An 18,487-nucleotide genomic window follows, 5' to 3' on the forward strand; every position below is an offset into this window, starting at 1 on the left:
GTGAACCCTGTTCACGTAAACGATGCAAACAACGTGAACAGGTATCACTTCAGCGGATGCGCCGTGGCTTCGGCCACAGCCGCCACGCCACCACGCCGAGCACCGCCGCAGGCCCCAGCTCCCGCGAATCCGTCGAACCGAACGCGTTGTCCCCCACCACGTGCCACCCGGCGCCCTCCCGGCGCACCGCCCGCTTCACCGACAGCTGCGCAGGTCGCGACGCCCATCGCACCAGCACCACATCACCCGCCCGGGCGGTCGCGCGCGTCCGCACCACCACCACGTCCCCGTCGCGCAGCGCGGGCACCATCGACGCCCCGCGCACCAGCACCCGGCGCCACCGCCACCGATCCAGCCCGGACACCCGTCCCACCTCCGGTCGAGAGCACCCCCGCAGCGGTCCCTCCGGGAAGACGCACGAGATCGTCGCGAGTAGGGTCACGCACGTCGGAGCATTCACTGTCAGGGAGGAATGATGGGTCTACTGTCCCGTATCCTCAGCCCGCGCCTGGAAGCCACCGCGCACTGCGACCTGCCGTGCGGGGTCTACGACCCGGCACAGGCGCGGATCGAGGCTGAGTCCGTCAAGGCCGTGCAGGAGAAGTACCAGAACAACGAGGACTTCGAGTTCCGCACTCGCGCGATCATCATCGCCGAGCAGCGCTCCGAGCTCGTCAAGCACCACCTGTGGGTGCTGTGGACTGACTACTTCAAGCCGCCGCACTTCGAGAAGTACCCGCAGCTGCACGAGCTGGTCAACAAGGCCACCAAGGCCGCTGGGGCGACCGGCACCAAGGGTTCGATGGACCCGGCCAAGGGCCAGGAGCTGCTGGACTACATCGCGGAGATCGAGAAGATCTTCTGGGAGACCAAGCAGGGCTGAGCTCGCTTCGCCGGAACGGCGCCACCGCAGCGGCAACACCGCGCGGCGGCGCCGTTCTCGCGTCCGGGGTCGTTCTCGCGTCCGGCACCGCTCCCGCATCCCGCATCCCGCATCCGGCATCCGAGCACCCCGAGCGCGGTGTCGCGGCGGGCGGCGGACGTCCAGCCGCCTAAACTGCGTCGCGTGGCGGAATCCGGAGAGCGCAAGGTCTTCCTGCTGCGGCACGGCGAGACGGAGTGGTCCAGCAGCGGCAAGCACACCGGGCGCACCGACGTCCCGCTCACCACGCGCGGCGAGCAGCTCGCCGTCGCCGCCGGCCGCACCCTCGCCGAGCTGCGCGGCGAGGCACCGCTGACCGCGTTCGCCAGCCCGCGCGGCCGCGCGCGGCGCACCGCCGAGCTCGCCGGGCTCACCCCCGAGGTCGAACCGCTGCTGGCCGAGTGGGACTACGGCGACTACGAGGGACGCACCACCCCGGAGATCCGCCGGGAGGTTCCGGAGTGGACGGTGTGGACGCACCCCTGCCCCGGCGGCGAATCCGCCGCCGACGTCACCGCCCGCGCCGACGCGCTGCTCGACCGCATCGCGACCGCGCCCGCCGGGGACGTGCTGCTCGCCGGGCACGGGCACTTCAGCCGGGCGCTGATCGCCCGCTGGCTCGGCCTGCCGGTCACCGAGGGCGTTCGGTTCGCCCTCGACCCGGCCGGGATCACCGTGCTCGGGCACGAGCGCGGCGTCCCCCAGCTCGAACGCTCCAACGTGCCCGCTCCGGTCCGATAGCGAAGGAACAGCAATGTCGCAGCACGTCATCCGCCGGGTGATCGAGTCCGACGTCCCCGCGGTGGTGTCGCTGGTGCACGCGCTCGCCGAGTACGAGAAGGCGGCCGAGGAGTGCCACCTCACCGAGCCCGACCTGCACCGCGCGCTGTTCGGGGCGGACCCGGCGCTGTTCGGGCACGTCGCCGAGGTGGACGGCGAGGTGGTGGGCTTCGCCCTGTGGTTCCTGAACTTCTCCACCTGGGAAGGCCGCCACGGCATCTACCTGGAGGACCTGTTCGTGCTGCCCGAGCGGCGCGGTTCGGGCCTCGGCAAGGCACTGCTGCGCACGCTCGCGCAGGAGTGCGTGGCGCGCGGCTACGCCCGGCTGGAGTGGTGGGTGCTGGACTGGAACACCCCTGCCATCGAGTTCTACGAGTCGGTCGGCGCGCGCGGCATGGACGAGTGGACGGTGCACCGCCTCACCGGCGACGCGCTGCGCGAGTTCGGCGCCTGACGCGAGGCCTGCCATCCCGCGCGGGACACCGGCGGGTGACACCCGATCCAGCGGTTCCGATCACCGTTCCCGGTCGAGGCGTTCAGCGCCGCCGTGCGCCGCGCGGCACGTCCCGCGCACGCGAAGGCTCCAGCGGCGGCCCGCTCGCCGCGCTCCGGCGGGCTCAGCGCCCGGAGCGCGGCGGCGAGCAGGCCGGGCCGGGGTCGATCAGCTCTCGCCGGAGCCGCCGCCGTTGAGCGGCCGCCCGTACAGCGACCACACCCGGCCCTGCCGGTTGAACATCAGCCACAGCACCGCCACCGCGGGCACCGCGATCGCGAACCCGATCAGCGGCTGCTTCGACGGCCCGATCGCGTACCAGGCGATGCCCAGCAGGATCAGCTGCAGCAGCAGCGCGGGCGTGCGCGCCCAGTGCCTGCCCTGCCACATGCCGACGCCCGCGGCGAGCACGGCCAGCGAGATGATGCCGAAGTACCCGGCTTCGGCGAACGTGTCGGTGCGGTCCAGCGTGTTCACCCCGCCGAGGTCGGGGGCGCCGGTGCGCACCAGCAGCGCGACGACGAAGGCGAGTCCCGCCACCGCTTCGGCGATGGTGAGGACGGCGGCGATGCGCACGGTGCGCGGAGGAGCGGAGGGCGGCACGGCGGCATCGCCTTTCGGACTCGACGGAATGCGGTGCAGGTCACACTCGACCCGGGGGAGCCGAGCACCGGCCCCTACCACTGATCGTGACTCTGCGTATGCGCTTTCCAGGGTAATACCGCCCGAACGCCGCATGGCTCGGGCCGGGTGCGAGCGCGAAGATCGTGCCATGGCAGCAGCGGTGGTCGTGGGCAACGGGGTGTCCCACCGAGCAGCGCGACGACCTGCCCGATCCGGTCAGCGGCGCGGGCGCGCTCCGGGGTTGTGCGCCCACGCCGAACCGGTACCGATGGTCGACGACCGTGCCCGCACGGGCGCACCACTAGGCGGAGCAGGCGCGACGCGCCCGGCCCGCGAGGTGTCTCAGCCCGCCGCCGGTCGAGTCGACCGGGACCGCAGCGTCCCGCTCCGCCCCACGTCGCCGACCGGGAGAGGAGCAGCGACTCGATCGAGCCGAACCTGACCGACGGGCCGCACCCCGCGAAGCCGCGGGAACGCCTCCCCTAAGCTGCAGGTCGTGCGCGCCGTGCTCGTCGTCAATCCGCAGGCGACCTCGACCACCGCCGCCGGGCGGGACGTGGTGGCCCACGCCTTGGCCGACGTCGTGAAGCTCGAGGTCGCCCAGACCCGGTACCGGGGCCACGCAGGCGAGGTCGCCCGAGCCGCGGCCGCCGAAGGCGTGGACCTGGTCATCGCGCACGGCGGGGACGGCACGGTCAACGAGGTCGTCAACGGACTGCTCGCCGATCCGAGCCCGGAGCACGGGCGGCCCACCCTCGGCGTCGTGCCGGGCGGTTCGGCGAACGTGTTCGCGCGGGCCCTGGGCCTGCCGAAGGACCCGATCGAGGCGACGCACCGGTTGTTGCAGGCCATCGCCACCGACAGCAGCAGGCTGGTCGGGCTCGGCAGGGCCAACGACCGCTGGTTCACCTTCAACGCGGGCGTCGGCTGGGACGCCGACGTGGTCGCCGAGGTCGACCAGCTGCGCGGCCACGGCCGCGACGTCACCCCCGCCCTCTACGCCCGCACCGCGCTGAACTGCTACTTCCGCATGTCGCGGCGAGAACCGATGATCACCGTGCAGGTCGGCGACGAGGAGCCGGTCACCGGGCTGCACACCGCGTTCGTGGCCAACACCGACCCGTGGACCTACCTGGGATCGCGGCCGATGCGGATGAATCCGGACACCACGTTCGACACCGGACTCGGCGTGTTCTCGCTGCGCGACATGAACGCTTACGTTGTGTTGCGCTACATCGCGCAGATGCTCCGCGGTAGTGCGAAACCACACGGAAGAAACGCGCTTCGGCGTGCCGATGTCGGGCACATCCACGTAGCCTGTCAGGAGCCGTTGCGTCTGCAGGTCGACGGCGACAACCTCGGCGAGCGTTCGGTCATCGAGTTCGTGTCCGTGCCGGACGCCCTGCGGGTCGCTGTATAACCTTCTCGTAACGGAGCCCGATCGCTGATCGACGGCCCCGCCCCTGACCAGCGATCATTCGAAACCCCTGGTCACGAGACATCGATCTTTCAGGTGAGTTGGCTCACGGCACGAGATCGAACTCTTGACATCACGGCAGTTCGTGAAAGCATTCACAAGCACACGGACTCCGTGAAAGCATTCACAAACACCCCGAACGAACTACCGGCGCGTCACGTGCGCGCCTAGCGAGGAGCAAGGAATCATGGACTGGCGCCACGATGCGGTTTGCCGTGACGAGGACCCGGAGCTGTTCTTCCCCGTTGGGAACAGCGGTCCTGCGCTGCTGCAGATCGCCGAGGCGAAAGCCGTGTGCCGGCGTTGCCCGGTTGCCTCCGAGTGCCTGGCGTGGGCACTGGAGAGCGGTCAGGACGCCGGTGTCTGGGGCGGTATGAGCGAGGACGAGCGGCGTGCCCTCAAGCGTCGCAGCTCGCGGACTCGGGCGGCTCGCACCAACGCCTGAGCAGCGGACCTGCTCGCAGCGTAGTGGGTCGGCCGGTGGGCATCCCGGCCGACCCCGCGCAAACCCCCCGGGCGACCCGACACGGCGGTCGCGAAGAAAACTGCACATCCCCGACGAGAACCGGGGTCGATCAGCGTCGATGCCGGTCAGCGGCCACCCCCAAGGCGCACTGACCGAGCGGACCGACCCCAGGTGAGCCACCCCGCAATCGGGCTCACCGACCTCATCGACGCGCTTGCGGCGTCAGGCGCTCAGCGGCGGTACTTCAACGGAACCCGCAACACCGCTTCCGTTCCCCGCTGTCGGCCCCGACCGCGCAAGCTCAACGAACCCCGCAGTTCAGACTCGACGAGGGTTCGCACGATCTGCAGGCCGAGACGTTCGGCGCGCTCCAGGGAGAAGCCCTTCGGCAGTCCCTGACCGTCATCCGAGATGACGACGTCGAGCCAGCGCGCCGAACGCTCCGCCTGCACCACGACCTCCCCGCCGGTGCCTTCCGGGAACGCGTGCTCGAACGCGTTCTGCACCAGTTCGGTCAGCACCATCACCAGCGGCGTGGCCAACTCGGCCGACACCACCCCGAACCGGCCTTCCCGGCTCACCTTCACCCCGGTCTCGGCCACCGCGACATCGCTCATCATCGGGATCACCCGGTCCACGACGTCGTCCAGGTCGACGCGCTCGTCCACCGACATCGACAGCGTCTCGTGCACCAGCGCGATCGAGGTGACCCGCCGCACCGATTCGTCCAGCGCCAGCCGCGCCTCCGAGTTGCCGGTCCGCCGCGACTGGAGCCGCAGCAGCGCCGCCACCGTCTGCAGGTTGTTCTTCACCCGGTGGTGGATCTCGCGGATCGTGGCGTCCTTCGACATCAACGCCCGGTCCCGGCGCTTCACCTCGGTCACGTCCCGGACCAGCACCAACGCGCCCGCGACCTGGCCGCGCGGCTGCAGCGGCAACGCGCGGAACAGCACCGTCGCGCCCTTCGCCTCCGCTTCCATGCGCATGCTCGGCTCACCGGACACCGCGCGGCGCACCCGCTGCGCCACCTCGTCGGCGTCGAACGGATCGGACAGCAACGACCGGGTCAGCGGCGCCAGCTGCACCCCGACGAGATCCGCGGCGTGCCCCATCCGGTGGTACGCCGACAGCGCGTTCGGACTGGCGAACACGACCGTGCCGGACGCGTCCACCCGGACCAGGCCATCGCCGACGCGCGGACTGGTGTGCACGTCCGGCGCGGGCTCCGGGGTGGGGAACGTGCCGTCGGCGATCATCTGGCACAGGTCGGCGGCACTGCCCAGGTAGGAGATCTCCAGCGGGCTCGGCACCCGCGGCACCGCCAAGTTCGTGTCCCGGCTCAGCACCGCGACGATCTCCTGCTCCAGCTTCACCGGGATCGTCTCGCGGCGCACCGGCACGCCCAGGTGCCAGCGCGGGTCCTCCTCCCGGCAGATCCGACCCTCCAGCGCGGCGCGCCGCAGCTGCGGGTGCTCCTCCGGGGTGACCTCGGTGGAGACCACGTCCTCCGGGTGCGCGGTCGGCGCCGTCGTCGGCCGGGCCTGCGCCACGCACAGGAACCGGTCCTCAGTGGCACCTTCCGGGCCGATCGGGACCCACAGCAGGAAATCGGCGAACGACAGGTCCGACAGCAGCTGCCACTCCGCGACGACCAGCTGGAGGTGGTCGGCGGCGGCCCCGGACAACCCGGTGTGCTCGGCCAGCAGGTCACTCAGCGTCGACAAGGCGCTCCTTCGGTCCGAACTCGGCGACCGCCGAGGGGGATCGCCCGCACGGCACCGCCCCCGGCGGCCGCGACCACCGGCTCGGCGCGAACCCCTTCGAGCACGAGTTCCCCTCCACGACGGGTTTCGTCAAGGAAACCACGCGCCGGGCCACCCCACGGGCCCGGGTGGCGCACGTGCGAGACTGGACAGCCAGAACTCCGCAAGGAACCAAACCCCGCCCACGGCCGGCCCGGCCGGAGCGCGGGACGACGTGAGGGAGGGGTCATGGGAAAGCGTTCCCGCAAGAAGAAGGACCGGCGCAAGAACAAGGCCAACCACGGCAAGCGCCCCAACGGCAGCTGACGTGACGGTGCGCTCCGCGCGCCGCACGCATGCGAGAGCCCCGGACCGGTGTGGTCCGGGGCTCTTCTGCGTCTCACGGCCGATGCGTCTCACGGCCGATGCGTCTCGCGGCGGGCCGGTCGCGGTGCGGCTACTCGGGCGCGGAGGTCCGCTTCTTGGCCCGCACCTCGACCGAGGTGCCGTCCGGCCCGCGCTCGACCGTCACGTCCGCCTGCCGCAGCACCGTCTCGCGGATCGAGCTGCGCAACCGCTCCCGCAGGTCCGAGGGGGCGTGCTCGCCGCCGCACTTGCGGTGCAGCAGCTCCTTGAGGTGCTCCTCCAGGCCGTAGTGCTCCAGGCAGCTCCCGCACTCGTCCAAGTGCTCCTGCAGCGCCGCGCGCCGGTCCTTGTTGCACTCGTTGTCCAGGAACAGCCACACCTCGGCGAGCACGTCCTCGCAGGACGCCTCGTCATGTTCGCAGGTCACGAGGTGCTCACCTCCTGCTTTTTCTCCCTGAGAAAGCCGCGGTCGCGCGCCACGTCGGTCAGCATGTCGCGCAGCTGCCGACGACCGCGGTGCAGCCGCGACATCACCGTACCGATGGGCGTCCCCATGATCTCGGCGATCTCCTTGTAGGCGAAGCCTTCCACATCGGCCAAGTAGACGACCATGCGGAACTCCTCCGCCAGCTGCTGCAGCGCGTTCTTCACGTCGGAGTCCGGCAGCCGGTCCAACGCCTCCACTTCGGCCGAGCGCAGCCCGGTCGAGGTGTGGTTCTCGGCCTGGGCGAGCTGCCAATCGGCGATCTCGTCCGTCGGCTGCTGCTGCGGCTGCCGCTGCCGCTTGCGGTAACCGTTGATGTAGGTGTTGGTGAGGATGCGGTACAGCCACGCCTTCAGGTTCGTGCCCTGCTTGAACGACTTGAACGCCGAGTAGGCCTTCAGGTACGTCTCCTGCACGAGGTCCTCGGCGTCCGGCGCGTTGCGCGTCATCCGCAGCGCCGCGCCGTAGAGCTGGTCGAGCAGCGGCATCGCGTCCCGCTCGAAGCGGGCCATGCGCTGCTGATCGGTCTCCTCGACCTGCTCGGGCTCGGCCGCCGCGGCGGTGCCGTCGGCGGTCTCCGCCGTGCCGGGTTGCTCCGGGGTGTTGACCACCGGGTTCCTTTCCCGCCGCCAGGACGAGGTGGCTGCTGGCGACGAACCCATGCCGTCCTGCGCATGGACCCACTTCGAGGATACCCGTCCGATGCCCCGCTCACCTGCACCAGAGCTCTCGGGCAGGTCCCGCTGCCGTTCGAGTAAGCACGTGTTCGTCAACTCGGTCACGGCCGGTGCAACGCGGTGCGGACGGCGGGTATTCCTGCCCTAAGGTCGACCGCATGGCAGGCAGGGGAACACCGGCGACCGCACTGCTGGACCGGCATCGGATCGAGCACCGGGTGCACGCGTACGAGCACGACCCCCGCGCGGAGTCCTTCGGCGCGGAAGCGGCCGATGCGCTGGGACGACCACCGGAGCAGGTGTTCAAGACGCTGGTCGCCGAGGTCGACGGGGCGCTGGCCGTCGGGGTGGTGCCGGTGACCGGCCAGCTCGACCTCAAGGCGCTGGCCGCGGCGCGCGGCGGGAAGAAGGCGAAGCTCGCCGACATGGCGGCCGCCGAGCGCGCCACCGGTTACGTGGCGGGCGGCATCTCCCCGCTCGGGCAGAAGAAGCGGCTGCCGGTGGTGGTCGACTCCTCCGCGGAGGCGTTCGACACGATCTTCTGCAGCGCCGGACGGCGCGGCCTGGAGATCGAGCTCGCCGCGGCCGACCTGGTCCGGCTGCTGGGCGCGCAGGTCGCCGACATCGCCGGGTGACGGCGGGCCTGCTCAGTCGAGCGGCCGCAGGACCCGGGTGAGCCACTCGTCGACGGCGCGGAACACGGCGTCCACGTCGGCCTTCAACGAGTGGTCGCCCGCGACGAGCACCACGTCGCGCCGGTGCGCGGGCTCGGGCCTGCCGAACGCGTCCCGCTCGCCCTGCACCACCAGCACCGGAACGTCGACGGCGGCGAGCTCCGCCGCCCGCGACTTCTCCGGCTTGCCCGGCGGGTGCAGCGGGAATGCCAGGCACAGCACCGCGGACGCGGCACCCGCCTCGGCGGTGCGGCACGCCACCCGCGCCCCGGACGAGCGGCCCCCGAACAGCAACGGCAGGTCCGGGAACCAGCGCTCCCCCAGGTCTTCGGCGACGGCCAGCCACGCAGCGTCGAGCTGCTTCGCGGGCGCGGGCGCCTTCCGGCCCGCCACCCGGTAGGGCTGCTCGACCAGCGCCACGTGCACACCGGCGTCGGTGGCGGCGCGGGTCGCGGCCACCAGGTCCGGCGCGGCGATGCCACCGCCCGCGCCGTGCCCGAGCACGAGCGCCGCCCGGCCCTGCTCGGCGCAGTGCAGTTCGGCCGCGGCAGGCCCGTGCGGGGTGTCGATCTGCACTCTGGTCATTCGAACAGCGCCCCCTGCTCGGCGGGCGCGGGCACCGGTTCGGCCGGTTCCAGCAGGCCCGGGTGGTTGTTGCGCATGTTGTTCACCTCGGTGGACACCGTGGTCAGGTCCAGCTCGGCGAGCAGCCGCGGGTCCGGGTCGAGCAGCGGTCGCGGATCGATGCGCTCCGGGTCCAGCCAGTCGTCCCACTTGTCCGCGGGCAGCACCAGCGGCATCCGGTGGTGCACCCCCGCCAGCTCGCCGACCGCGCCGGTGGTGACGACGGCGCAGGTCACCAGGGGCGCCGAGGTGTTCTGCGGCGACCACCACGCGGAGAACACCGCGGCCATCGCGAGGCTGTCCCCGCCGCGGTGCGCGCACAGGTACGGCTGCTTCCGCCCGTCCCCCGGCCGCCACTCGTACCAGCCGGTCGCGGGCATCAGGCAGCGGCGGCGGGCCGCGGATTCGGCGTAGGCGGGCTTGCCGGTGATCGTCTCAGCCCGCGCGTTGATCATCGGCGGGCCGCCGGCCGGGTCCTTCGCCCAGGTCGGCACGAGGCCCCAGCGCACCGGCCGCACGCTGCGCTCGGCGCCGCGGCGCACCACGATCGGCACCGTCTTGGTGGGCGTGACGTTGTAGTCCGGGCCGAGCAGCCCTTCCGAGCGGTCCACGGCGTCGAACTCGGCGGCCAGCGCCGCCGGGTCGCGCCGCACCGCGTAGCGACCGCACATCAGCACTCACCCCGCGTCCCGAGCATGATCCAACGCTACCGCCGGGTCCGGGTCGGCCTGCGGGGCGATGAGCTCGGCGCCGTTGTGCCGCACGTCGTTCACCGCTGAGGACACCGGCCGCAGCTCCAACGCCGCCACCAGGTCCGGCGAGGGTTCGAGCAGCCCGGACGCGTCGTGCCGCTCGGGGTCGAGCCAGTCCTCCCACGCGTCCGCGGGCAGCACCAGCGGCATCCGGTCGTGCACCTCGGCGAGCGCGCCGATGGCCGCGGTGGTCAGCACCGAGCAGGTCACCAGCGGCGGGGCGCCCTCCGGCGCGGCCGGGTCGTGCCAGGTCTCCCACAGCCCGGCCAGCGCCAGGCTCGCCCCGTCCGGGGAGGTCATGAAGTAGGGCTGCTTGCGGTCGCCGTCGCGCTTCCACTCGTACCAGCCGTCGGCGGGCAGCAGGCAGCGCCGGTACTTCGCGGCGGCGCGGAACGCGGGCTTCGCGGTGACCGTCTCCGCCTTCGCGTTGATCATGCGGTTGCCGATCTTCGGGTCCTTCGCCCACTTCGGCACCAGTCCCCAGCGCATCGTCCGCAGCCTGCGCTCCGGCTCGCCCTCGCGGTGCCGCGCCACCACGGCCGGCACCTGCTTGGTCGGCGCCACGTTGTAGTCGGCGCCGCCGGAACCACCGATCCGGTCGTCGGCGGCGAACTCGGCCGCCAGCGCCGCCGGGTCCTTCGTGGAGGCGTACCTGCCGCACACGTCCTGGTCACCTCCACCGTCGCCGCCGGACGGGGCTCGCGCCGCGCCCGGGCCCATCGTCGCAGCACCCACCGACGACGTCGAACTCCTCGGGTCCGGCCCCGTACGGTTGAGCAGGGACGAATGCGGGATCATGGGGGCATGACGCAGCTCTGGCCCGCACCGGTCGCCGCAGGCCCGGTCCGCGCGACGGTCCCCGTCCCCGGCTCCAAGTCGATCACCAACCGGGCGTTGGTGCTCGCCGCGCTCGCCGACGGGCCGTCCACGCTGCGCGGGCCGTTGCGCAGCAGGGACACCGAGCTGATGGCGGCGGCGCTGCGCTCCCTCGGCACCGGCGTGCGGGACGGCGCCGACGGCGCGTGGCTGGTCGAACCGGGCGAGCTGCGCGCCCCCGCCAGCGTGGACTGCGGCCTCGCCGGGACCGTGATGCGGTTCCTGCCGCCGCTCGCCGCGCTCGCCGAAGGACCGGTGTCCTTCGACGGCGACCCGCACGCGCGGAACCGGCCGCTGGACACGGTGCTCGACGCGCTGCGCGAGCTCGGCGCCGACATCACCGGCGCATCGCTGCCGTTCGAACTGCGCGGCACCGGGTCGCTGCCCGGCGGACGGGTCACCATCGACGCCTCCGCGTCCTCCCAATTCGTCTCCGGGCTGCTGCTGTCCGCGCCCCGGTTCGAGCAGGGCGTGACCGTGCTGCACGACGGGCCGCCGGTGCCGTCGCTGCCGCACATCGACATGACCGTGGCGATGCTGCGGGACGCGGGCGTCGAGGTCGACGACCAGCGCCGCGACACCTGGCAGGTCTCCCCCGGCCCGATCCGGGCGCTGGACCTGGCCGTCGAACCGGACCTGTCCAACGCCACCCCGTTCCTCGCGGCCGCCGCGGCCACCGCCGGCGAGGTCACCGTGCCGGGCTGGCCCGCGACGACGACGCAGGCGGGCGACGCGTTCCGGGACATCCTCACCTCGATGGGCGCCGAGGTCGCGCTGCACGCGGACGGGCTCACCGCCACCGGACCGGACCGGCTGCGGCCGGTGGACGTCGACCTGCACGAGGTCGGCGAGCTCGCCCCCACCGTCGCCGCGCTCGCCGCACTCGCCGACGGCCCGTCGCGGTTGCACGGCATCGCGCACCTGCGCGGGCACGAGACCGACCGGCTCGCCGCGCTGGAACGGGAGATCACCGGCCTCGGCGGGGACGTCGAGCAGACCACCGACGGCCTGCTGATCCGGCCCCGCCCGCTGCACGGCGGCACCTGGCACACCTACGCCGACCACCGGATGGCCACCGCGGGCGCCATCCTCGGCCTGCGCGTCCCGGACGTCGAAGTGGAGGACGTCGCCACCACCCGCAAGACCATCCCCGACTTCCCGGGGATGTGGGCGGCGATGCTGGAGCCGGTGGCCTGATGGGCCGCCGCGGCTGGCGAGACCTGGACGAATCCGATGTGCGGGTGCGCCCCGGACGCGGCACCCGGCCGCGCAGCAAGCGCCGCCCGGAGCACGCCGACGCCGCCCACGCGATGGTCGTGGCCGTGGACCGCGGCCGGTGGACCTGCGCGCTCGAAGGCGACCCGGACCGGCTGGTCACCTCGATGCGCGCCCGCGAACTGGGCCGCACCCCGGTCGTCGTCGGCGACCAGGTGGAGCTCGTCGGGGACACCTCGGGGCGCGCCGACACGCTCGCCCGGATCGTGCGGGTCGCCGACCGCAGCAGCGTGCTGCGCCGCACCGCCGACGACACCGACCCGTACGAGCGGATCGTGGTCGCCAACGCGCAGCGGCTCATCATCGTCGCCTCGCTCGCCGACCCGCCGCCGCGGACCGGGCTGATCGACCGCTGCCTGGTCGCCGCCTACGCGGGCGGGCTCACCCCCGTGCTGTGCCTGACCAAATCCGACCTGGCCACGCCCGACGAGGTGCTGGCCACCTACTCGGCGCTGCCGCTGCCGATCGTCGTCACCAACATGCACGAGCTGCACGAGAACCTGTCCACCCAGCTTGACGGCCGGGTGTGCGCCCTGGTCGGGCACTCCGGCGTCGGCAAGTCCACGCTGGTGAACACGCTGGTGCCGCACGCCGAACGCGCCACCGGCGAGGTCAGCGGTGTCGGCAAGGGCAGGCACACCTCGACCTCCGCGGTGGCCCTGCCGCTGCCCGCCGGGGGCTGGGTCGTCGACACCCCCGGCATCCGCTCGTTCGGGCTCGCGCACGTCACCGCCGACGACCTGATCAGCGCGTTCACCGGATTCGCCGAAGCCGCCGAGGAATGCCCGTCGAACTGCGGCCACCTCGGCGGCGGCGAGGACCCCGAGTGCCACCTCGACACCTACGCCGCTTCCGGCTCGGGCCGCGCCGAACAGCTGGGCTCGCTGCGGCGGCTGCTGCGCTCCCGCGCAGGCCGCGACGAAGCCTGACTTCTTGTCTCGTCCGCTTCTGCTGCGAGTCGGGGGTGGGTGGCGGAACCTCGGCGGTTCCCTCGCTGCGGGATCGATTTCACAGGTGCCTCCGCCACAGGAGAAATCGCTGTCCTCGCGAGGAAACCGCTGAGAACCCGCGGCGGTTCCGGTGTCTTTGGTGGTCGTCAGCTCTGCGGCTGCGCCGCTGACAGGACGGGACGGTGCTGGAGTCGGGGGTGCAGGTCGGGCGCACTCGGGTGGGTGGTGCTCGCGGTGCTCGGATCGGGTCACCTGGTCGGTGGAAACCGTTGCGGCCGAACGGGAATCCCGGGGAAAGCCGACAGCCCGCGGAAACCTCGACGACTCGAACGGCACCTGTGCGCGTCGCATCGCGTTGCTAGCGTCGAACGCGGCCGTCGTCCCCCGACGAGGAGCTCGACCATGCCCCGAGTCCACCCCGCCACCGCGCTGACCACCGCACTGCTCGGCGCCCTCACCGCGGTGAGCTGCGCCCCCTCCCCCGCACCACAGCCCTCCAAGCCCGCCGCCGCCCGACCCGATCCGCGCGCCTCCGCAGAACCACTGCTCACCGACGTGCTGAACCGCATCGACGAGCAGGGCAGCGTGCGCAGCGACGTGCGCGGCGACCTCGGGTTCGTCGGCGAACTGCACGGCGACGGCGCGGTCCGCTACGCCCCCGACCACGCCGACGTGGCGCTCCGCGGCACCACCCGGCCCGCGGCCCAGCCACCGCAACCGGTGGAACTGGCCGTGGTCGACGGCGTCGGCTACCTGAAATCACCGCTGCTGCAAGCGGAACCGGGCAAGCCGTGGCTGCGGCTCGCCGCCGACGGCACCGACTTCGCCGCGATGCTGCTGTCGCCGGCCCTCGCCCAGGTGCAGGACGCCACCGATCCGCGCGCCACGTTCGACGGCATCGCCGCCGCCACCAAGATCCAGTCGAGCGCTCCGGACCAGGTCGACGGCACCCCTGCCACCCGCTACAGCCTGCGGGTGCTCACCGCCCAGGGCGCCGCCACCGCACCGGACGAGCAGCAGCGGGCCCGGCTGCGGAAGGCGGCCGAGGCGGGGCGCGCCGAGATCGGCTACGAGCTGTGGCTCGACGACGACGGACTCCCCGCGCGGTTCGCCGCCACCGAACAGGTCGCGCAGGCCGGGCAGGTGTCGTTGACCTCCACCTACCGCGACTGGGGCGCGCCCGTGGAGATCACCGCGCCACCGGCGGACCAGGTCGGCGCCTTCCCGGACGGGCCACCGCCGGGAGCACAACCGCCGCGCTGACGAACTTTCCCGAACCGCCCACAACGGGTGAAGCGCGCTGCTAGCTTCCGATCGCCGATATTGATCAGCGGAAGGAAGTTCCGTGCGCCGCACGAGCATCGCAGTGTGCACCGTCGCGTTGACCGCGACCTTGGGGGGATGTGCCCTCGGGCAGAACCAGGCCGGTTCGGAGGCCGGTTCCAGCGACTCCGGAGCCCAGCAGGGCGGGGCGTACACCGACCTCGCCTCGCTGGTCGCCGGCGCCTCCCAGGCCATGGACGACAACCAGTCGTACAAGCTGAAGCTGAACGCCACGCTCGGCAGCGCCGGTGGCCTCCAGACCGACTGCGACGTCGACGCCACTCAGTCCGCGATGAGCTGCACCGGCACCACCGGCGAGATCATCGTCGTCGACGGCGAGACGTACATGAAGAACCCGCAGCTGAACGCGATGAGCGGCGACCCGGGCAAGCCGTGGGCGCACATCTCCCAGGACGGCCCCGGGGCCGCCGTCGGCGGCGCGCAGTCCGCGGCGCTGTCGGAGGCCGCCGACTTCCGCAAGCTGCTGCCCGAAGGTTCCCAGTTCACCAAGGTCGGGCCCGACGCCGTCGACGGGACGCAGGCCACCAAGTACGAGGTCGTCACCGACATCAACGACGTCATCGGCTCGGCCGACGGCATCCTCAAGCAGAGCTACGAGATGCTGCTCAAGGCCGGTGTCACCGAGCTCAAGCAGACCGTGTGGGCCGACGACGAGGGCCGCCCGCTCAAGGTCGAGCAGACCACGCCCCCGATGAACATCGCGGGCCAGCAGGTCGACGAATCGACCACCACCCTCACCTACTCCGACTGGGGGAAGTCGGTCAGCGTCGCGAAGCCGGACGCATCCCAGATCCGCGAGTTCGAGATGCCGGGCCTGCCGCAAGGCCCGTGAACCACGACCGGCCGGGACGCCACGCGCGCCCCGGCCGTCCGGGTCACATCAGTTCCAGCAGGAACGGGACCTCCTGCGGCGCGTACCAGGACAACTCGTGGTCCTCGGCCTCGCCCAGCACGAACTCCGCGTCCGGGTCCCCCAGATCCGCCGAGTCGATCACGTCGGACGCGGCGCGCACCGCGTCCTCCGCCTCCGGCGAGTCCACGTGCACGGCGGCGATCTTCTTCCACGGCACCGGACCGGACAGCCGCACCACCGCGTGGTCCAGGTCCGGGCGCAGCGTCACGTCCTCGACATCGGCGGAGATCACCACCCGGCGCAGGTCCGCCTTCTCGTCCTCCGCGAGCTCGCTCGCGATCAGCCGCAGCGAGGCCCGTGCGGCTTCGCGCATCGCGGCGTACTCCAGCTCCTCGGTGTCCCCCGCCGCGTACGACTCCCGCAGCGCGGGCGTCAACGCGAAACCGGTGCCGCTGAGCGGCTGGATCTGCTGGTCCTCCACCAGGCCGCGCGTCATGCGCACCGTGGCGGGCAGGTAAACCCTCATCCGTCGACCGTCCCGATCATCTCTTCCACTGACTCCCCGATCATGGCCGCCAGCACGTCCACATCGGACATGGCGTCCCGGTCCCCGTTCAAGCCGAAGTACACCCCTCCGTCGTAGGAGGTCACCCCGATCGCCAGCGACTGGTTCTTCGCCAGCGGCACCACCGGGAACATCTCCGTCATCTTCGCGCCCGCCGCGTACAGCGGTACCTGCGGCCCCGGCACGTTCGTCACCAGCACGTTGAACAGCCGGTCCGAGAACCCGTTGGCGACCCGCGCGCCCAGCGCGTGCAGCGTCGGCGGTGCGAATCCGGACACCCCCACCAGCGCCTCCGCCGCCACCGACCGGCCCGACTCGGCGTGCGCCCGCAGCGCGTGGCTGATGTGGTGCAGCCGCAGCACCGGGCTCGGCTCACCCACCGGCAGGTCCACCAGGTAGGCCGCCACCCGGTTCCCGTCCGCCCCGGAGACCTCGTCCGCACCGCCGGACTCCGCACCGCGCACCGACACCGGCACCATCGCGCGCAGCGTCGTCGAACCCGACACCACCTCGCCCCGGGACAGCAGCCAGTTCCGCAACGCGCCCGCCACGACCGCGAGGACCACGTCGTTCACCGTGCCCCCGTGCGACTGCCGGACCGCGCGGAAATCGTCCAGCTTCGCCCGGGCGACCGCGAAGCGGCGCTGCGTCGACGTGGGCCCGTTCAGCGGACCGCCCGGCGCGGGCACCGCCGCGGCGCGCACCGCCGTCGCGAGACCGCCGAGCGCTCCGGTCACCTTCCGCACCGTCGCCGCCACGTCCCCGGCCGCCGAGCGCGCGTTCTCCACGATCTCGCCCGGGCGCTGCACGGCCTCCGTCACCGCCTCCAGCACCAGCTGCGCCGGGGTCGGATCCGGCCGCGGCATCCACAGGTCCTCCGCTTCCGGCCCGCCCTGGTGCACCGAGCGGTCGAAGATCACTTGGCCGATGTCGAGCGCGCCGATGCCGTCCACCATCGCCTGGTGCGTCTTCGTGATCACCGCGACCCTGCTGCGGGACAGGCCTTCCACCAGGTACAGCTCCCACAACGGACGTTCCGGGTCGAGCTTGCGGGACATCAACCGCGCCACCAGCTCGTGCAGCTGCTCGTCCTTGCCCGGTTTCGGCAACGCCGAGCGGCGCACGTGGTAGGTGATGTCGAAGTCCTGGTCGTCCACCCACACCGGGCGCGCCAGCTTCCCCGGCAGCTGCCGCACCTTCTGCCGGTACCGCGGCACCATCGCCAGCCTGCGGTCGATCATCGACAGCACGTTGTCGTACTCGAACCCGCTGCGCGGCCTGCGGAACACCGCCACCCCGCCCACGTGCATCGGCGTCGTGTGGTCCTCCAGGTACAGGAACGAGGCGTCGAGTGCGGAGAGGCGATCGGGCATGCCGCGATACTGGCACACCAGCGGCCTGCTCAGAGCGGTCGCGTCGCCTCGTGTGACACTGGACTTCGTGACCAGCACTGCCTCACCCAAAGATCGGTTCGTCACCGTCTACGGCCGGAAACCGGTCCTGGAGGCGCTGTCCGACCTGGACCTGCGCGTCGACAAGGTGATCATCGCCGAAGGCATCGGCGGCCCCGCGATCAACGAGATCAAGGAAGCCGCCGCCGACCGCGCGGTCAAGGTGCAGCGCGCCAGCGCGCACCGGGTGAAGGTCCTCGCCGGCAACGGGCGGCACGACCAGGGCGTGCTCGCCGACGTCGTCGCCCGCAAGATGCGCCCTCTCGTCGACGCCCTCGACGACCCGGCCACCGCGCCGCGCCAGGTCCTGCTGCTGGACGGGCTCACCACGCCCGCGAACGTCGGCATGATCCTGCGGACCGCCACGGCCGCGGGCATCGACGGCATCATCGTTCCGCACCGCGGCGTGGCCGGGCTGGACCCGCTCGTCATCAAGGCCTCCGCGGGCGTCGCCTTCCACGCGCCGGTGCTGCGCTGCATGACCGCCGGGGACGCCGCGGAGATGCTCACCGACGCCGGCTATCCGCTGTACGCGTTGGAGGCCGACGGCGCGGAGAGCGTCTACGAAGCGGACTTCGGTTCGCGCGCGGCGTTCGTGCTCGGCAGCGAGACCGCCGGACTCTCCGAAGAGGTGAGCACCCGCATCGCGCAGCAGATCGCCATCCCCATGCGGGGCGGCGTGGAGTCGTTGAACGTGGCCAGCGCCGCCGCCGTCCTCTGCTTCGAGCTGCTGCGGCGGCGCGGGGGCTGAGCTGCGGTTCTGCTCGTTTGAGTTCTGCTCGGTGGAGCCCCGGTGCTGCGGTGCCGGGGCTTTTTCCTGCTCGGTGTTCGGTTCCGGCTATTAGTACTGAGTGTGTGGTGGCGGTGTGAGCGAAGTCCGGGTTTGAGCGGTCCCGGCTTGAACCGGCCCCGGCAGGTACCGGTAGCAGTGCCGGCACGCGAAGTTGCGGACATGCGAAAGGCCCGGCCCCGGGGGGGGTGTCACCACCACCCAGGAACCAGGCCCTGAAATGCAGGAACGCCCCGGAACCAAGTTCCGGGGCGTTCCCCTCTTTACGAGTATTGTCGGCGGTGTCCTACTCTCCCACACCC

General features: G+C 72.1%; 22 protein-coding genes. 12 read left to right on the forward strand and 10 right to left on the reverse strand.

Going from position 1 to position 18,487, the window contains the following annotated elements; all coding sequences use genetic code 11:
- Positions 1-49: 49 nt before the first annotated feature.
- Entirely contained in the window at positions 50-364 is a 315-nt protein-coding gene (locus tag AC29IT_RS22000; protein ID WP_358443660.1) for a S24/S26 family peptidase, read from the reverse strand.
- A 111-nt stretch (positions 365-475) separates the two neighbouring features.
- Here AC29IT_RS22000 and sodN point away from each other — a divergent pair, with 111 nt between their 5' ends.
- The 3 genes from sodN to AC29IT_RS22015 all read left to right on the forward strand — a co-directional run bounded on the left by sodN (position 476) and on the right by AC29IT_RS22015 (position 2,156).
- Positions 476-883, forward strand: a complete 408-nt coding sequence (gene sodN / locus AC29IT_RS22005; protein WP_224960478.1) for a superoxide dismutase, Ni — start codon at positions 476-478, stop codon at positions 881-883.
- A gap of 183 nt (positions 884-1,066) precedes the next feature.
- Complete coding sequence (locus AC29IT_RS22010; protein WP_488219974.1) at positions 1,067-1,663, forward strand: acid phosphatase; 597 nt, start codon at positions 1,067-1,069, stop codon at positions 1,661-1,663.
- 13 nt (positions 1,664-1,676) lie between these two features.
- Positions 1,677-2,156, forward strand: coding sequence for an N-acetyltransferase family protein (locus tag AC29IT_RS22015; protein ID WP_488219975.1), 480 nt, complete (start codon positions 1,677-1,679; stop codon positions 2,154-2,156).
- Between the two features lie 207 nt (positions 2,157-2,363).
- On the opposite strand, the gene AC29IT_RS22020 is transcribed toward AC29IT_RS22015, so the two are convergent.
- Complete coding sequence (locus AC29IT_RS22020; RefSeq protein ID WP_488219976.1) at positions 2,364-2,798, reverse strand: hypothetical protein; 435 nt, start codon at positions 2,796-2,798, stop codon at positions 2,364-2,366.
- Positions 2,799-3,315: 517 nt separating this feature from the next.
- On the opposite strand from AC29IT_RS22020, the gene AC29IT_RS22025 reads away from it, so the two are divergent.
- Together AC29IT_RS22025 and AC29IT_RS22030 are read left to right on the forward strand one after the other, a co-directional pair.
- Positions 3,316-4,239 (forward strand): diacylglycerol/lipid kinase family protein, encoded by a 924-nt coding sequence (locus AC29IT_RS22025; protein WP_358443670.1) that lies wholly within the window; start codon positions 3,316-3,318, stop codon positions 4,237-4,239.
- 244 nt (positions 4,240-4,483) lie between these two features.
- A complete protein-coding gene (locus AC29IT_RS22030) occupies positions 4,484-4,741 on the forward strand; it encodes a WhiB family transcriptional regulator (RefSeq protein WP_200073222.1) in 258 nt (85 codons plus the stop codon).
- 251 nt (positions 4,742-4,992) lie between these two features.
- On the opposite strand, the gene AC29IT_RS22035 is transcribed toward AC29IT_RS22030, so the two are convergent.
- Positions 4,993-6,486 carry a histidine kinase N-terminal domain-containing protein gene (locus AC29IT_RS22035; RefSeq protein ID WP_358443673.1) on the reverse strand — a complete coding sequence of 498 codons (1,494 nt, stop codon included), beginning with the start codon at positions 6,484-6,486 and terminating at the stop codon, positions 4,993-4,995.
- Positions 6,487-6,753: 267 nt separating this feature from the next.
- On the opposite strand from AC29IT_RS22035, the gene AC29IT_RS22040 reads away from it, so the two are divergent.
- On the forward strand, positions 6,754-6,831 hold the full coding sequence (locus AC29IT_RS22040) for a 50S ribosomal protein bL37 (protein ID WP_373690061.1): 78 nt from the start codon (positions 6,754-6,756) through the stop codon (positions 6,829-6,831).
- Positions 6,832-6,961: 130 nt separating this feature from the next.
- Here AC29IT_RS22040 and rsrA read toward each other — a convergent pair whose 3' ends face one another.
- Together rsrA and AC29IT_RS22050 are read right to left on the reverse strand one after the other, a co-directional pair.
- The gene (gene rsrA, locus AC29IT_RS22045) at positions 6,962-7,297 is read right to left on the reverse strand and encodes a mycothiol system anti-sigma-R factor (RefSeq protein ID WP_358443675.1); all 336 of its coding nucleotides are present in this window, start codon (positions 7,295-7,297) and stop codon (positions 6,962-6,964) included.
- A complete protein-coding gene (locus tag AC29IT_RS22050; protein ID WP_488219977.1) occupies positions 7,294-8,016 on the reverse strand; it encodes a sigma-70 family RNA polymerase sigma factor in 723 nt (240 codons plus the stop codon). Before AC29IT_RS22050 ends, rsrA begins: the two co-directional genes overlap by 4 nt.
- Before the next feature lie 173 nt (positions 8,017-8,189).
- On the opposite strand from AC29IT_RS22050, the gene ybaK reads away from it, so the two are divergent.
- Entirely contained in the window at positions 8,190-8,666 is a 477-nt protein-coding gene (gene ybaK / locus AC29IT_RS22055) for a Cys-tRNA(Pro) deacylase (protein ID WP_358443681.1), read from the forward strand.
- 12 nt (positions 8,667-8,678) lie between these two features.
- Here ybaK and AC29IT_RS22060 read toward each other — a convergent pair whose 3' ends face one another.
- From AC29IT_RS22060 to AC29IT_RS22070, 3 genes are read right to left on the reverse strand one after another with little or no spacing between them, the layout of a single operon-like run.
- A complete protein-coding gene (locus AC29IT_RS22060; RefSeq protein WP_358443684.1) occupies positions 8,679-9,290 on the reverse strand; it encodes an alpha/beta hydrolase family protein in 612 nt (203 codons plus the stop codon).
- A complete protein-coding gene (locus AC29IT_RS22065; protein ID WP_358443686.1) occupies positions 9,287-10,000 on the reverse strand; it encodes an SOS response-associated peptidase in 714 nt (237 codons plus the stop codon). The genes AC29IT_RS22060 and AC29IT_RS22065 overlap by 4 nt, the downstream gene beginning before the upstream one ends.
- Before the next feature lie 6 nt (positions 10,001-10,006).
- Positions 10,007-10,744, reverse strand: coding sequence for an SOS response-associated peptidase (locus AC29IT_RS22070; protein WP_488219989.1), 738 nt, complete (start codon positions 10,742-10,744; stop codon positions 10,007-10,009).
- Positions 10,745-10,885: 141 nt separating this feature from the next.
- Between AC29IT_RS22070 and aroA the strand changes: the two genes are divergently transcribed.
- The 4 genes from aroA (at position 10,886) to AC29IT_RS22090 (ending at position 15,358) form a co-directional block, all read left to right on the forward strand.
- Positions 10,886-12,154, forward strand: coding sequence for a 3-phosphoshikimate 1-carboxyvinyltransferase (aroA, locus tag AC29IT_RS22075; protein WP_488219978.1), 1,269 nt, complete (start codon positions 10,886-10,888; stop codon positions 12,152-12,154).
- Positions 12,154-13,161, forward strand: coding sequence for a ribosome small subunit-dependent GTPase A (gene rsgA, locus AC29IT_RS22080; RefSeq protein WP_358443692.1), 1,008 nt, complete (start codon positions 12,154-12,156; stop codon positions 13,159-13,161). The genes aroA and rsgA overlap by 1 nt, the downstream gene beginning before the upstream one ends.
- A 423-nt stretch (positions 13,162-13,584) precedes the next feature.
- A complete protein-coding gene (locus AC29IT_RS22085; protein ID WP_488219979.1) occupies positions 13,585-14,445 on the forward strand; it encodes an SCO4651 family lipoprotein in 861 nt (286 codons plus the stop codon).
- A gap of 82 nt (positions 14,446-14,527) precedes the next feature.
- The gene (locus AC29IT_RS22090; RefSeq protein WP_488219980.1) at positions 14,528-15,358 is read left to right on the forward strand and encodes an SCO4651 family lipoprotein; all 831 of its coding nucleotides are present in this window, start codon (positions 14,528-14,530) and stop codon (positions 15,356-15,358) included.
- A gap of 43 nt (positions 15,359-15,401) precedes the next feature.
- Here the strand turns inward: AC29IT_RS22090 and AC29IT_RS22095 are convergent, their stop codons facing one another.
- A complete protein-coding gene (locus AC29IT_RS22095) occupies positions 15,402-15,905 on the reverse strand; it encodes a DUF6912 family protein (RefSeq protein ID WP_358443699.1) in 504 nt (167 codons plus the stop codon).
- Complete coding sequence (locus AC29IT_RS22100; protein WP_358443701.1) at positions 15,902-17,317, reverse strand: WS/DGAT/MGAT family O-acyltransferase; 1,416 nt, start codon at positions 17,315-17,317, stop codon at positions 15,902-15,904. The genes AC29IT_RS22095 and AC29IT_RS22100 overlap by 4 nt, the downstream gene beginning before the upstream one ends.
- Positions 17,318-17,384: 67 nt before the next feature.
- Between AC29IT_RS22100 and AC29IT_RS22105 the strand changes: the two genes are divergently transcribed.
- Positions 17,385-18,146: a TrmH family RNA methyltransferase gene (locus AC29IT_RS22105; protein ID WP_358443703.1), complete on the forward strand. Its 762-nt coding sequence runs from the start codon at positions 17,385-17,387 to the stop codon at positions 18,144-18,146.
- The last annotated feature ends 341 nt before the right edge of the window (positions 18,147-18,487 follow it).

It is taken from the genome of Saccharopolyspora sp. MMCC62 (assembly GCF_057736575.1).

Excerpts from the sequence above, each read along its gene's own strand:
- AC29IT_RS22095 (WP_358443699.1), bottom strand. The coding sequence starts at position 15,905 with ATGAGGGTTTACCTGCCCGCCACGGTGCGCATGACGCGCGGCCTGGTG.
- AC29IT_RS22085 (WP_488219979.1), top strand. The coding sequence starts at position 13,585 with ATGCCCCGAGTCCACCCCGCCACCGCGCTGACCACCGCACTGCTCGGC.
- AC29IT_RS22060 (WP_358443684.1), bottom strand. The coding sequence starts at position 9,290 with ATGACCAGAGTGCAGATCGACACCCCGCACGGGCCTGCCGCGGCCGAA.
- AC29IT_RS22015 (WP_488219975.1), top strand. The coding sequence starts at position 1,677 with ATGTCGCAGCACGTCATCCGCCGGGTGATCGAGTCCGACGTCCCCGCG.
- AC29IT_RS22100 (WP_358443701.1), bottom strand. The coding sequence starts at position 17,317 with ATGCCCGATCGCCTCTCCGCACTCGACGCCTCGTTCCTGTACCTGGAG.
- AC29IT_RS22040 (WP_373690061.1), top strand. The coding sequence starts at position 6,754 with ATGGGAAAGCGTTCCCGCAAGAAGAAGGACCGGCGCAAGAACAAGGCC.
- aroA (WP_488219978.1), top strand. The coding sequence starts at position 10,886 with ATGACGCAGCTCTGGCCCGCACCGGTCGCCGCAGGCCCGGTCCGCGCG.
- AC29IT_RS22050 (WP_488219977.1), bottom strand. The coding sequence starts at position 8,016 with ATGGGTTCGTCGCCAGCAGCCACCTCGTCCTGGCGGCGGGAAAGGAAC.
- AC29IT_RS22065 (WP_358443686.1), bottom strand. The coding sequence starts at position 10,000 with ATGTGCGGTCGCTACGCGGTGCGGCGCGACCCGGCGGCGCTGGCCGCC.
- rsgA (WP_358443692.1), top strand. The coding sequence starts at position 12,154 with ATGGGCCGCCGCGGCTGGCGAGACCTGGACGAATCCGATGTGCGGGTG.
- ybaK (WP_358443681.1), top strand. The coding sequence starts at position 8,190 with ATGGCAGGCAGGGGAACACCGGCGACCGCACTGCTGGACCGGCATCGG.
- AC29IT_RS22030 (WP_200073222.1), top strand. The coding sequence starts at position 4,484 with ATGGACTGGCGCCACGATGCGGTTTGCCGTGACGAGGACCCGGAGCTG.
- sodN (WP_224960478.1), top strand. The coding sequence starts at position 476 with ATGGGTCTACTGTCCCGTATCCTCAGCCCGCGCCTGGAAGCCACCGCG.